This is a genomic window from Actinomadura rifamycini DSM 43936, assembly GCF_000425065.1.
Classification (GTDB): Bacteria; Actinomycetota; Actinomycetes; order Streptosporangiales; family Streptosporangiaceae; genus Spirillospora; species Spirillospora rifamycini.
This window is the reverse complement of sequence record NZ_AULB01000042.1, coordinates 13,622-27,194: the sequence shown is the minus strand read 5'-3', so window position 1 is coordinate 27,194 and position 13,573 is coordinate 13,622. Positions and strand designations below refer to the sequence as shown.

12 protein-coding genes are annotated in these 13,573 nt (G+C 72.7%); 6 read left to right on the top strand and 6 right to left on the bottom strand.

Features of this window, described 5'->3' with window-relative positions:
- Positions 1-34: 34 nt before the first annotated feature.
- From H505_RS45450 to H505_RS0131120, 3 genes are all read left to right on the top strand, one after another.
- Entirely contained in the window at positions 35-1,192 is a 1,158-nt protein-coding gene (locus H505_RS45450) for a low temperature requirement protein A (protein ID WP_051301363.1), read from the top strand.
- Positions 1,193-1,335: 143 nt separating this feature from the next.
- On the top strand, positions 1,336-2,646 hold the full coding sequence (gene purB, locus H505_RS0131125) for an adenylosuccinate lyase (RefSeq protein ID WP_026405095.1): 1,311 nt from the start codon (positions 1,336-1,338) through the stop codon (positions 2,644-2,646).
- A 25-nt stretch (positions 2,647-2,671) separates the two neighbouring features.
- Positions 2,672-3,457, top strand: coding sequence for an MOSC domain-containing protein (locus H505_RS0131120; protein ID WP_026405094.1), 786 nt, complete (start codon positions 2,672-2,674; stop codon positions 3,455-3,457).
- A 7-nt stretch (positions 3,458-3,464) separates the two neighbouring features.
- Here H505_RS0131120 and H505_RS0131115 read toward each other — a convergent pair whose 3' ends face one another.
- A complete protein-coding gene (locus tag H505_RS0131115) occupies positions 3,465-4,508 on the bottom strand; it encodes a suppressor of fused domain protein (protein ID WP_051301362.1) in 1,044 nt (347 codons plus the stop codon).
- A 244-nt stretch (positions 4,509-4,752) separates the two neighbouring features.
- Here H505_RS0131115 and murA point away from each other — a divergent pair, with 244 nt between their 5' ends.
- A complete protein-coding gene (murA, locus tag H505_RS0131110) occupies positions 4,753-6,039 on the top strand; it encodes a UDP-N-acetylglucosamine 1-carboxyvinyltransferase (protein ID WP_026405092.1) in 1,287 nt (428 codons plus the stop codon).
- A 998-nt stretch (positions 6,040-7,037) separates the two neighbouring features.
- Positions 7,038-8,300: a transcriptional regulator gene (locus H505_RS0131105; RefSeq protein WP_026405091.1), complete on the top strand. Its 1,263-nt coding sequence runs from the start codon at positions 7,038-7,040 to the stop codon at positions 8,298-8,300.
- Positions 8,301-8,393: 93 nt separating this feature from the next.
- Here the strand turns inward: H505_RS0131105 and hisC are convergent, their stop codons facing one another.
- The 5 genes from hisC to H505_RS0131080 all read right to left on the bottom strand — a co-directional run bounded on the left by hisC (position 8,394) and on the right by H505_RS0131080 (position 12,551).
- Complete coding sequence (gene hisC / locus H505_RS0131100; RefSeq protein ID WP_026405090.1) at positions 8,394-9,473, bottom strand: histidinol-phosphate transaminase; 1,080 nt, start codon at positions 9,471-9,473, stop codon at positions 8,394-8,396.
- Positions 9,474-9,516: 43 nt separating this feature from the next.
- Positions 9,517-10,191, bottom strand: coding sequence for an NUDIX hydrolase (locus H505_RS0131095; protein ID WP_026405089.1), 675 nt, complete (start codon positions 10,189-10,191; stop codon positions 9,517-9,519).
- A gap of 89 nt (positions 10,192-10,280) precedes the next feature.
- Positions 10,281-11,171, bottom strand: a complete 891-nt coding sequence (locus H505_RS0131090; protein WP_026405088.1) for a CU044_5270 family protein — start codon at positions 11,169-11,171, stop codon at positions 10,281-10,283.
- Positions 11,164-11,763, bottom strand: coding sequence for an RNA polymerase sigma factor (locus H505_RS0131085; protein ID WP_026405087.1), 600 nt, complete (start codon positions 11,761-11,763; stop codon positions 11,164-11,166). The genes H505_RS0131090 and H505_RS0131085 overlap by 8 nt, the downstream gene beginning before the upstream one ends.
- 143 nt (positions 11,764-11,906) lie before the next feature.
- The gene (locus H505_RS0131080; protein ID WP_026405086.1) at positions 11,907-12,551 is read right to left on the bottom strand and encodes a TetR/AcrR family transcriptional regulator; all 645 of its coding nucleotides are present in this window, start codon (positions 12,549-12,551) and stop codon (positions 11,907-11,909) included.
- 104 nt (positions 12,552-12,655) lie between these two features.
- On the opposite strand from H505_RS0131080, the gene H505_RS0131075 reads away from it, so the two are divergent.
- Positions 12,656-13,564: a sigma-70 family RNA polymerase sigma factor gene (locus H505_RS0131075; protein ID WP_026405085.1), complete on the top strand. Its 909-nt coding sequence runs from the start codon at positions 12,656-12,658 to the stop codon at positions 13,562-13,564.
- Positions 13,565-13,573 lie beyond the last annotated feature (9 nt).

Below are 13,573 nucleotides of genomic sequence, written 5' to 3'. Positions count from 1 at the left end.
TGATTACACGGACATAACCCCCAAAGGCTGGCTCATGACCTCCTCCCCCACCCCCACGGACGAGGAGGAGGTCTACGGCGTCACGACGCTGGAGCTCTTCTTCGACCTCGTGTTCGTCTTCACGCTGATCTGGCTGACCGACGTCCTGATCGGCGAGTTCACCCCGCTCGGCGTTTTCCAGATCGTCCTGATGTTCGGCGTCCTCTGGTGGATGTACGGCGGGTACGCCTGGCTGACGAACATGACCGCGCCGAGGACCACGCCCCACCGGCTGCTGATCCTCGCGGGCATGGGCGGGTTCTTCATGGTCGCCATCGGGACCCCGACCGCGTTCACCGGCGGCGGCGGGCTCGTCTGGGGCCTCGGCTACCTGCTGCTCGTCCTCGCGCACGTCGTCCTGTACGCCCGCGGCAACCCGAACATCCTGCGCGTCCTCCCCGCGAACCTGCTGGCCGCCGTGCTGATCATCGTCGCCGGCCTGCTCGACGGCGGCCCCGTCGTGTACGCGCTGTGGACGCTCGCGCTGGTCGTGCCGATCGTCCAGCCGTACATCGTCCCGGCGGGCGGCCTGTTCAGCATCCGCCCCGAGCACATCGTCGAGCGGCACGGCCTGCTCGTCATGATCACCCTCGGCGAGTCGATCATCTCCGTGGGGACGGGCGCCGCGCACGCCGAGCTGGACGCGGGCCTCGTCGTCGCCGCGCTGCTCGGCCTCGCCCTCGCCGCGGCCGTCTGGTGGACGTACTTCACCGGCGACGACGAGCGCGCGGAGGCGTCGCTGGCCGCCGCCGACGACGTCCGCCGCGTCCAGATGACGATGTTCGGCTACTTCTACGCGCACATCCCGCTGATCATCGGCGTCCTCGTGGCGGCGGCCGGGATGAAGAAGGCCGTCGAGCACGCCTGGGAGCACCTCAAGCCCGGGACGGCCCTCGCCATCGCGGGCGGCGTCGCCCTCTACCTCGCGGGCGACGTCCTGTTCCGCCGCGTGATGCGCATCGGCCCGTCCGGCATCCGCCTCGGCGCCGCCGTCGCCGCCCTGGCCACCGTCCCGCTCGGCCTCTGGCTCGCCGCCGCCGAGATCGCCGCCCTCATCCTCGTCCTCGCCGCCGCGGTCCTCCTCGAACGCCGCCACCCCCGCCGCAGCCGGACCGACCACCCCGACCACCACCCCGCCCCGACCCCCGCCTGACCCGCACACCGCCCACGAGCCCCGCCCCCCGGCCCCGCGCCCGCACCAAGGCCCCCGCGCAGGCCCGGGACCGAACACGCCCGCGCACGAGCGAACTTCAGGCCGCCGCGTCATCGTGTTCCTGGACCTGGGACAATCGTCGCGTGATTGAGCGGTACACCCTTCCGGAGATGGGGCGCGTCTGGAGCGACGCGCACAAGTACGAGCTGTGGTGCAAGGTGGAGGTCCTCGTCGTCGAGGCCCACGCCGCGGCCGGCACGGTCCCGCCGGAGGTGGTGGAGCCGGTGCGCAAGGCGCCGCCGCCGACGCCGGAGGCCGTGCACGAGATCGAGGCGGTCACGCAGCACGACGTGATCGCGTTCCTGTCGGCGTGGGCGGACAACACCGAGCCGCGCGAGGCCGCGCGGTACGTGCACTTCGGCATGACGTCGTCGGACCTGCTGGACACGGCGCTCGCGCTGCAACTAGTCGAGGCGACCGACATCCTGCTGGCGAAGGCGGACGCGCTGGTCGCGACGCTGCGGGACCACGCGCTGGCCCACAAGGGGACGCTGCGGGTGGGCCGGACGCACGGGATCCACGGGGAGCCGGACGTCTGGGGCCACCGGGTCGCGGACTTCGCGTTCGCGATGGCGCGGTCCCGCGACCGGCTGCGCCGGGCGCGCGAGTCGGTGGGCGTGATGGCGATCTCCGGGGCGGTCGGGACGTACTCCAACATCGACCCCGCGATCGAGGCGCACGTGGCGCGGGAGCTCGGGCTCCGGTGCGCGGACGTGTCGACGCAGGTCGTCATGCGGGACGGCATCAGCGAGTGGGTGTCGGCGCTCGCGATCATGGCGACGGTGTGCGAGGCGATCGCGCTGGAGGTGCGGCACGGGCAGCGCACCGAGGTGCGGGAGCTGTGGGAGCCGTTCGGCAAGGGCCAGAAGGGCTCGTCGGCGATGCCGCACAAGAAGAACCCGATCATCTCGGAGCGGCTCGCGGGGATGGCGCGGATCGTGCGGGCGCAGATCGTGCCCGTGCTGGAGGGCATCCCGCTGTGGCACGAGCGGGACATCTCGCACTCGTCGACCGAGCGGATCGCGCTCCCGGACGCGTCCGTCGCGCTGGACTACATGCTGAACCTGACGAACCGCCTCATGTCGGGCCTGGTGGTGGACGAGGCCCGGATGACCGAGAACCTCGAGTCGACGGGCGGGCTGATCTACACGTCGACGGTCCTGCTGGAGCTGGTCGAGGCGGGGATGTCGCGCGACGACGAGGCGTACCCGCTGGTGCAGAAGGCGGCCATGGAGACCTGGGAGACCGGGGTGCCGTTCCGCGAGACGCTGCGCCGGCACGCGGCGGAGGCCGGGCTGTCCCTGGACGAGGGACGGCTGGACGAGGTGTGCCGTCCCGAGCGGTTCGTCGAGCGGCTCGGCCCCGTGTTCGACCGGCTCGCCGACCTCACCTGACCCGACCGAAACGACCGGAGGAGCCGTGCCGGCCACGCTCACCGAACTCAACGTCTACCCCGTCAAGAGCGGCGGCGGCACCGCGCTGCGCACCGCCGAGCTGCTGCCGACGGGCCTGCGGTACGACCGGGAGTTCATGCTCGTCAATGCGGAGGGCCGGTCGCTCACGCAGCGCGACTCGGGGGCGATGGCGCTGATGCGGCCGTCGTTCGACGGCGAGGTCCTCACGGTGACGGCGCCGGGCGCGGCGCCGCTCGTCCACAAGGCGCTGACCGGGGACGGCGAGCCGCGCGACGTGCTCGTCCACTGGAAGGAGTGCCGGGGGGTCGACCAGGGCGACGAGGCCGCCGCGTGGTTCGCGGACCTGCTCGGGCGCGAGTGCCGGCTCGTCCGGTTCGCGGGCCGGCGGGAGACGAGCCGCGGCGGCGGGGTCGTGCAGTACGCGGACGGGTACCCGCTGCTGCTGATCTCGAAGGAGTCGCTGGACGACCTGAACGGGCGGCTGGCCGAGCCGCTGCCGATGAACCGGTTCCGGCCGAGCCTCGTGGTCGAGGGGCTCGGGGCGTTCGGCGAGGACGGCGCGCGGCTGCTGCGGATCGGCGGGACGCTGATCGAGGCGATCAAGCCGTGCACCCGCTGCGTGATCACCACGACCGACCAGGAGACCGGCGAGCGGGGCCGTGAGCCGCTGCGGACGCTCGCCGCCTACCGGTCCGGGGAGGGCGGGCTGCTGTTCGGCCAGAACTGCGTTCCGCGCACCGTGGGCACGCTGGCGGTCGGCGACCCGGTGGAGATCGTCGAGAGCCGCTGAGCGCGGGTCAGCCGACCACTTCGCCCGTCTCGTTGCCGTACGCGTCCTTCATCGCGGTCGGGACGATCTCGACGGTGAGGCCCGGGAGGGACGGGACGGGCCTGCGGCCCGCCGCGGGCTCCAGGGTGGCGAGGAGGTCGTCCAGGGCGCCGGGCGGGACGCGCAGGACGAGGCCGCCCGTGCCGGGTTCCTCGATCTCGAACGCGTCGGCGGGCTCGAAGAGCAGGAACGTGTCGTCGCTCTTCAGGACCAGGTCGCGGCCGAAGGGGAGCCGCCCGCGCAGCGCGCCGGCGAGCCCGGGGGCCTGCAGGGCGCCGAGTTTGATCGTGGTGCCGTCGGGTCCCCGCTCCCAGTGGGCGGTGGACACGAACTGCATGCCGGCGCTGGATCCGTCGCGTTCGATGCCTTGCTGGACGGCGCGGGCGACCTCGGGGACGTCGAGCAGGGACCGGCGGTCGAGGTCGGTGACGAACAGCGGCAGGTGCGGTGCGAGGACCTGCATCAGCGAGTCGACGTTCCACCGGCCCGCGGCCCTGTACTCCTCGCTCGCCAGTCCGACGACCTGCAGGAACCGGAGCGACCCGTGCGGGGTGTCGATGTCGCCCAGTTCGGGGTCCACGACGAAGGTGACCGCCCGGATGTCGGACTCCTGCCGACTGGCCTGGAGCGGCCCGTTAACGTTCATCTTGTGCCCCGGCTCGAACCAGTTGCCGGTTTTGAACACGTACCGACCGAGATTTTGCAGCATGCTCGCCGCCCAGACCGGGGGCATCTCGTCCGCGGGATCCCTGGCCACGCGGAACGTGAACTCGAATCCCCAGCCCGACTCGTCCGGGTCCGACGAACTCTTCTCGTACAGCTCGCTCATGCCGTACGAGACGAAATGCCAGTGCGGTACGGGGTCGGTGCGCGGGTAGGCGCTGATGCCGTCGAGCGGGTCGGGTCCGCCGAGCGCCCACGGGTGGACGGTTCCCCAACGCTTGGGCGCGACATCCCCGTACACGTTGCGCAGCGCGGCGTCGATCGCGTCCCACCCTGGCGATTCGTCCATATTGATCACCATAGTGGCGGTTGCACCGTCCGGTTGGGCAAGCGAACTTTTTCCGTTCGATGGACATCTCAACGAGCGAACCGCTCCGTGGACGTCGCTCCGGGCGCCGCACCCTCGGCACGGTGGTTTACTGGGGACGCGTCGCGGCAGACGCAAGGGGGACGCCGTTCGGCGCGCACGGCCCAGGCGGTCCCACACGATCCGGCAGGTTTTCCCGCATCCAAAGGAGTATCGCGGCATGAGCATGGGCCACGAGGTTCGTTACCGTGTGCGCGGCGGCCGGCAGCTGCACGGCACCGTTTTCATCCAGGGCGCGAAGAACGCCGTCCTGCCGATGATCGGCGCCTCGCTCATGGCCGCCAAGGGGCGGACCGTGCTGCGCAACGTGCCGATCATCGAGGACGTCCGCCGCGCCGTCGAGCTGGCCCGCGCGGTCGGCGCCCGCGCCGAGCTGCACGAGACCGAGCGCACCCTCGTCATCGACGCCTCGTCGCTCAGCAGCCCCGTGCTGCCCGCCGACATCGCGTCCCGGTTCCGCGGCTCGTTCCTGTTCGTGCCCGCCCTGCTGCACCGGCTCGGCGAGGCGGTCATCGAGGGCGTGGGCGGCTGCAACCTCGGGTCCCGCAACCTCGACTTCCACTACAACGGCTTCAAGCGGATGGGCGCGACCGTCACCGAGAACGTCGGCGACGACGGCGACGGCGTCATCCACATCAAGGCCGGCGACCTGCGCGGCGGCACGCTGTACTGCGACACCCCGTCGCACACCGGCACCGAGAACCTGATCATGGCGGCGGCGCTCGCGCAGGGCACCACGCTGATCAAGAACGCGGCGCTGGAGCCCGAGGTCCTGGACAACATCGCGATCCTCCAGGCGATGGGCGCCAAGATCAGCGGCGGCGGCACCGGGTTCATCACCGTCGAGGGCGTCGACGAGCTGACCGCCGTCGAGCACACCGTGATGCCCGACCGCATCGACGCCGGCGTCTTCGTGATGGCCGCGGCGATCACCGGCGGCGACCTGAACCTCGTCGGCGCCACCCTCGAGCACCTCGGCGTCGCCGCCGACAAGCTGGAGCAGATGGGCGTCGAGTTCCACCAGCAGGGCGCGGTGCTCCAGGTCCGGCGGGAGCGCACGCTGCGGCCGATCAACGTCATCACCGACGAGTACCCGGGCTTCGCGACCGACCTCCAGTCGCCGATCATGGCGGTGTCGTGCCTCGCGGACGGCCCGTCCTACATCTACGAGCGCATCTTCGACGGCCGCTTCAAGCTGGCCGACGAGCTGCGGAAGATGGGCGCCGACATCGACGTCGACGGCAACCGCGCGAAGGTCAACGGGCCGCGCGCGCTGCGCGGCGCCGAGGTCGAGGCGCACGACCTGCGCTGCGGCAGCGCGCTCGTCCTGGCGGGCCTCGCCGCCGAGGGCGAGACGACGATCACGTCGGCCTACTACCTCGACCGGGGCCACGGGCACACCGCCGAGCGGCTGTCGCAGCTCGGCGCCGACATCGTCCGCGAAGTCTCCTGACCCGCCGGCCGCGCCCGCCCGGCCGGCCGCCCCGACTTCGGGCCGCTCAGCGGAACACCCCCGTGGTCACCGCCCGTACGACCGGCGGTGAGCGCGGGGGTGCTCTGCGTTTCGGACCGGACGGACGTGCGCGGCGCGCGGCCGCACGCGGATTCGGCACCCGGCCGGGCCCCCGCGTGACGTACCTCCGCACGGAACGGGCCGTCCGTGCCGGACTTCTCGATGCGACTGGGCGGTTTGGTGCCGCCATTCGGGTTCCTCCTGACCAACTTCGGCGTGCCATCTGACGTGCGTTGTCACGCACAGCTCCGAAAGCGATCAGCAATCGGTCACCGGATGATCACTCGGCGTTTCGCGCCGTCGCGAGTTTCGGCCGTCCGACACGCCTCCTCGCTGGGGGAATAGGCGCTGGAACGGTCCGGATGGGACCGACCGTAACGCGGCAAAAAATCACCGGCAGTGAGCGCCGCGAGCGCCGAACCGGATCCGTCGTCTTTCCGGGCGCCGCGGCGTCGGGACGTCCGCATTTCGGCCCTCGCGTAAACCGATCGCCGGACGGAGGGGTCTCCTCAGTGGGCGACCGGGTCACAGCGGGTGACCCGCCGTGATTTCGGGTCTTGTGTTTGAACTTCGGACACCCGAAGATGCAGGATCATGACTGGCCGAATGGTGACAAATTACTGACTAGGGGGTCGCGTAGGTTACTTTTTCGCCGCACTCTTGATTCGATTTCGCGTCTGGACGTCACACGGCGTCGTCCCGACCCGATCAGCCCACGAGGGCAACGAGGGAGCGAATCGCACGGGGGTCTGCGGTGCCGAGTCTGAAGCAGGGCAAGAGGACATGAGTCAACCGTTGGGCGGAACGTGCGCGAACGCATGGCCGGGGCGGGCCCCCCGCCGAGAGGATGGACCGGAAGCGAGCGAACATCGATGACGGCCGCACGAACGGGATCGGTCACGCCCGATCTCACGATCGGGGTTGTGGGCCCCCATGACCTGGTCGAACGGGTCATGCTGATGGGCCACGGCCCCACGCCGGTGCCGAGCCGGCTGGTGGCCGCCGCGTACCGAGACGAACAGGAGGCGGCCGACAAGGTCGTGCGGCTGGGGGCGGGGGTGGACGTGTGCCTGTTCGCCAGTCCCGTCCCGTACGACTTCGCCCGCAAGGCCGGCGTGCTGACGATGCCCGCGACGTACGTCCCGCTGAACGGCGCCGCCCTCCAGGGCGCGCTGCTGCGGGCGTCCCTCGACGAGCGCTACGACCCGGCGCGGGTCAGCATCGACGTGCTGGGCCGCGCGGAGGTCGAGGAGGCGTACGCGGAGATCAGCCTCGGCACCGAGCAGGTGCACCTGCGCGAGGAGTCGGCCGGCCCGGGGACGCTCGCGGCGTTCCACGAGCGGCTGTGGCGGCGCGGCGCGACGACCGTGGCGATGACGTGCGTGCACGCGACGGCCGAGCGGATGGAGATGGCGGGCGTCCCGACGATCCGGGTGCGCCCGACGGGCGCGGCGATCCGCAGCTCCCTGCAGACGGCGGCGCTGCTCGGCGCGCACCACCGGCTGGAGGAGTCGCAGCTCGTCGTCGTCCTGGTGGACGTCCCCACGCTGCGCGAGACGCCCCGCCGCGTCACGCCCCGCTACTGGCGGGACGAGCTGAAGCTGGCGCTGCACCGCGTCCTGCTGCAGGAGGCGCACCGCATGAACGCGTCGGTGTGGCCGCTGGACGATCACAGCTACCTCGTCATCGCGACGCGCGGTTCGGTGACCGCGACGACCGAGGGGTTCCGCACGCCGCCGTTCGTGGAGCGCGTCCGGGAGGAGCTCGGCCTCGCGATCGAGGTCGGCATCGGGATGGGCCGCACCGCGCACGAGGCGGAGAACCACGCCCGCGCGGCGCTGGCGCGCTCGCAGAGCTCGCAGCGGTCGCAGGGGTTCGCGCTGGACCGGGACGGCCGCGCGCTCGTCCCCGCGCCGCGCACGCCGCCGCGGTCGCAGCCGCAGGCGAAACCGAAGGGCCTGGAGATCCTGGCCCGGCTCGCCGACAAGCTCGGCGACCAGGACCAGCCGCTGATCGTCGACGCGGAGAACGCGGGCCGCATGCTCGGCGTCACCCCGCGCACCGCGCGGCGGCTGCTGCGCACCCTCGTCGAGGAGGGGCTGGCGTGGCCGCTGCCGCCCAACCGCACGCCGCAACCCGGCCGCCCCCGGCAGCTGTACCGGCTGATCGTGGAGAAGCTGGGCCCGTCCAAGGCGTCCTGACCGCGGACGTCCCGGTCGCGGGCCGCCCGCGAGCGCACGGCCCCGGACGCGCGAACGCGCGCACGTCCGGGGCCTGCGGGCGTCAGGGACGGGTCAGACGCGGTGCGGGTAGGCGTTGGCGACGGCGAGGAACGCGTCGTTCTCCGCGGGCGAGCCGATCGACACGCGCGCGCCCTCCCCGTCGAACGGGCGGACGCTGACGCCCTGGGCGTCGCAGGCCGCGGAGAAGTCCATCGTGTGCTCGCCGAGCCGCAGCCACACGAAGTTGGCCTCGGTGGGCGGGACGGTCCAGCCGTCGGCGACGAGCGCGCCGCGGACCCGGTCGCGCTCCTTCACCGTCGCCTCGACGCGCTCCAGCAGCTCGCCGGTCGCGTCCAGCGACGCGATCCCGGCGGCCTGGGCGACGGAGTTGACGCTGAACGGCAGGAACGTCTTGCGGATCGCGGCGGCGACCTCGGGGTGCGCGACGAGGTAGCCGATGCGCAGGCCCGCGAGCCCGTACGCCTTCGAGAACGTCCGCAGGACCGCCAGGTTCGGCCGGTCGCCGTACATCGTGAGCCCGTCGGGCACCGCGTCGTCGCGGATGTACTCGCGGTACGCCTCGTCGAGGACGACCAGGCAGTCGGCGGGCACCCGGTCGAGGAACGCCTCCAGTTCGGCGCGCCGGACGACGGTGCCGGTCGGGTTGTTCGGGTTGCACACGAAGATCAGCCGGGTGCGCTCGGTGACGGCGTCGGCCATCGCCGCGAGGTCGTGGGTCTCGTCCTTCAGCGGCACCTGGACGGACGTGGCGCCCGACAGCGCGACGAGCAGCGGGTACGCCTCGAACGACCGCCACGCGTAGACGATCTCGGCGCCGGGCTCGGCGACGGCTTCGAGGAGCATCTGCGAGACGCCGACGGAGCCGCAGCCCACGGCGACGTGGTCGGCGGGGACGCCGCAGAACCCGGCGATCGCCTCGGTGAGGGCGGTCGCGTTGTTGTCGGGGTAGCGGTTGACGTTCCGCGCCGCGTCCGCGATCGCGTCCAGCACGGACGGGAGCGGCCCCTCCGGGGACTCGTTCGACGACAGTTTGAACGAGCGCCCGTCGGGTGACGTGACGACCTTGCCCGGCTTGTAAGCCGTGAACCGGTCGAGAACGGAGCGGAAGCGAGGAGTGGTTGCCTCGGACACCGTTGTCCTCCAGGGTGCGCAGGGGTGATGCGCCCCAGCTTATTCAGCCGCGGGGCCGCAGCATCGGCGGGCGGAGCTGCTCGGCGTCGCCGCGCCGGTACAGGCGGGCGGGGCGGCCGCCGTCCCGGGTGGTCGTCCGGTCGGTGGGGATGAGGAACCGGTCGGCGCCGGTGACCTTCCGGTGGAAGTTGCGGGGGTCCAGGGCGGTGCCCCAGACGATCTCGTAGACGCGGCGCAGCTCGGCGACGGTGAACTCGGGCGGGCAGAACGCCGCGGCGAGCGAGGTGTACTCCAGCTTCGCCCGCGCCCGCTCCATGCCGTCGCACAGGATGCGCCGGTGGTCGAACGCGGCCCGGTCGTGGTGCAGGAGGTCGTCCACGGCCGTCCACAGGACCTGGGCGCGGCTGGAGGCGGGCAGGTCGGGGGCGAGGCCGAGGTAGGCGACGCTGACGACGCGCTGGCGCGGGTCGCGGTCGGGGTACCCGTAGGTGGCGAGCTGCTCCAGGTGGATGCGGACGTCGGCGAGCCCGGCGCGCTCGGCCATCAGCCGGGACGCGGCGACGGGCAGGTCCTCGTCGAGCTGGATGAATCCGCCGGGCAGCGACCAGGCGCCGTCGTAGGGCGCCCGGTCGCGCCGCCACATCAGCGCGCAGAGCCGCTGCGCCCGCACGGTGAGCACGACGAGGTCGACGGAGACGGCGAGCCGCGGGACGGACATGCCACCGAACTTATCGGCCCCGGCGCACTCCCAGGGCCGTCCCGCGGATCTCGCCGTGCCCGCCGCCGGGCCGCCGCCGGGCCGCCGGGTCAGCGGGGCGGTTCGTCGGTCCACCGGGCCGTGGTGGTGCGCACGCCCATGGACTCCTGCTTCCCATTGACGTCGGCGTAGCCTTCCGTCTGCACCGCGGCGTTCTCGAGGTCGACCAGCAGTTTCGTCCCGCCGCCGTCGCCGGCGAACAGCAGGCTCTGCCCGCCGGGCGCCGCCCCCTTGTTCTCGACGTGGGGCAGTGCGGCGAGCGCGCGGAGGGCCGCGGCGCGGACCTTGGGCGGCGCCGGCAGTTCGACGAGCAGGTCGGACAGCAGCATGAGCATGAGCGTCTCCTGCGTGATGTCGCCCTTCTCCGCGGCGGGCACGCCGGACGCGCCCTCCAGCAGCGCCTTCTTCAGCTCCTCCGGGTCGGTGGGCAGCCGCTCGATCTCCGCCAGTTCCAGACCGGCGCGCTCCAGCGCGATGGGGTGCCGTCCGGGGAGCCGGGTGACCGCCTTCCCCTCCGCGCGGTACCACCTGCGGCCGTCGGCCGTGGTCCACGACTCGTAGGTGCCGGCGTTCGCGGTGCCCGACCGGCCCGCGTTCCTGACGTACCAGTAGGTGCCGGACGTCGCGGGCTGCGCCTCGGCGACGGTCGCGGCGGCGAGCAGCACCTGCGGGCCGGACATCTCCGCGACCGCCGTGCCGTTGCGGGACGGCGGCGGGGCGGACGGGCCCGTGTCGGACGCGACGATGACGGTGACGGCCGCGGCGGCCGTCGCCGCGGCCGTGCCGAGCGCGAGGAGCGGCCGCCGCGACCGGCGCCGCCGCGGCGCCCGCGCGGGCTCCCGCATCGTGTTCCGGAGCTGGTGCCGCCGCCGCTCGACGGTGTCGGCGGAAGGCTCCGGCTTGGCCAGCGCGGCCGCGAGGAGCCGCAGGTCGTCATCCATGGAATGCCTCCCGGTCGATCGTCTTCTGGAACTTGGCGCGGGCTCGGCTGAGCCGGGAGCGGACCGTCCCGGCGGCGATGCCGAGCGTCTGCGCCACCTCCTCGTGGCTGAGCTGGCCGACGGCGATGAGCAGGACGACGTCGCGTTCGCCCTGGTTCAGTCCGGTGAGCGCCTTGAGGAGCCGCGGCTGGAGGCGCCGCGCGGCCAGCGACGTCACGACGCGGGACTCGTGCCCCTCGACGGACGAGGCCGCGTCCGTCCGCATCAGCGCCCGGTAGTGGCGGGCCTCCTTGCGCCGGTGCCGCGCCATCAGGTTGGTGGCGATGCCGAACAGCCACGGCCGCAGGCCGCCCCGGCCGGGGTCGAAGCGGTCGCGCTGCGCGAACGCCACGCAGAAGGTCTCGGCGGCGATGTCCTCGCCCGTCTGCACGTCCAGGCGTCCGACCGCGTACCGGTACACCTCGGGGAAGTACCGGTCGTAGACGGCGGTGAACGCGTCGGGGTCCCGCCGGAACCGGGCGACGAGCTCGGCGTCCCCGGCGCGGCGGTCCGCGGCGCGGCGGTCCTCGGCGGCCGTCACGTCGGCGGTCACGTCGCCGGTCCCGGCAGCGGTCTCGTGAGCGGTCTCGTCATGTGCGCCTCCCGTTCGAAGGGTCGACCGTCACCGAGCCTTCGCCGCTCCCTCCGAACCCGTTCCCGTACCGGACGTACGGGACATACGGGACGTCCAGTCGGCTAGTCCGCGGGACGGACGGCGTAGCCGCCGAGCGACGGTTCGAGGGCGTCGAACGCGATGCGGGCGTCGCGGCCGACGGCCGCCGCGACCGCGTCGTCGCCGTCCCCGTCGAGGGTGCGGCGCAGGATCTCCTCGAACAGCAGCCGGTGGACGGCGCCGAGCTGGGCGGCGGCGACGCGCGGGGCGATGTCGTCGGGTCCGGCCCCGGTCTCGGCGGCGAGCAGGTCGCCGAGGGCCTTCTCCCGCTCGTCGTGAAACTCGCGCAGCCGGGCGACGAGCGCCGCGCTGCCGGTGATCATGCGGGCGAACGCGGGGCCGGAGAAGCCGGCGACGGGGTTCCGCTCGGCGACGGCGGCGAGGAAGGCGCGGCGCAGCGCGGCCAGCGCGGACTCGCCCGGACCGCGGTCCCGGACGGTCTCCGCGAGCATCTGGACGAAGGCGTCCCGCATGTCGAGGGCGAGGTCTTCCTTGCGGGGGAAGTAGTTCGTGACGGTCATCTTGGCGACCTGCGCGGCGGCCGCCACCTCCGCGATCGTCACGTTGTCGAAGCCGCGCTCCAGGAAGAGCCTGGTCGCGTGGTTCGAGATGTTCTCCCTGGTCTGCCGCTTCTTCAGCTCTCTCAAGCCCATCGCCTGCTCGCTCATGCCCCCACCATACATGGGCTCGACCGAAATTTGTGCTTGACTTCTTTTTGGGTCAGCTCTAACTTTAGGTCCGAAGGCACCGGCGACGGAGAGAGGCGGTCGGCATGACGGACGCGGTGCGGGACTACCTGAACGGCATCGGCCGCACTCCGCTGCTCACGGGCGGGCAGGAGCGCGAACTCGGCGAGCGGATGGCGGCCGGACGGCTCGCCCGGCGCCGCCTGGCCGACGGCGACGCCCCGCCGGACGGCGCCGAGCGGCGGGCGCTCGAAGCGGCCGCCGCCGACGGCGAGCGCGCCCGCGACCACATGGTGCGGGCCAACGTGCGGCTGGTCGTGTCGATCGCGAAGCGCTACGCGGCCGGCGGCGCGCTGCCGCTCGCCGACCTGATCCAGGAGGGCAACATCGGGATGATGCGGGCCGTCGACAAGTTCGACCACACGCGCGGCCTGAAGTTCTCCACCTACGCCACCTGGTGGATCAAGCAGGCGATCGGCCGCGCGCTGGCCGACCAGGGCCGGACCGTCCGGCTCCCCGTCCACGTCGTCGAGCTGCTGAACCGGATCACCCGCACCCGGCGCGCCCTGCTCGCCGACCTCGACCGGGAGCCGACCGCCGCGGAGATCGGCGCCGCGCTCGACGTGCCCGCCGACAAGGTCGAGCGGGTGCTGCGGGACGCCCGGGAGCCGGTGTCGCTGCACGCGCCGGCCGACAAGGACGGCGACGGCGAACTCGGCGACCTCGTCCCCGACGACGCGCCCGACCCGTCCGACGCCGTAGCGTCGTCCCTGCTGCGCGGCTACCTGGACTCGGTGCTGACGACGCTGCCCGAGCGCGAGGCCGCCGTGCTGACGCTCCGGTTCGGGCTGGACGGCGACGGGCCGCGCACGCTCGACGAGATCGGCCGCAACTACGGGGTGACGCGCGAGCGCATCCGCCAGCTCGAGAAGAAGGGCATGACGAGCCTGCGCCGCCACGCCCGTGCCCGCGAGCTGGCGGAGCTGCTCGCCTGAGCGCCCGTC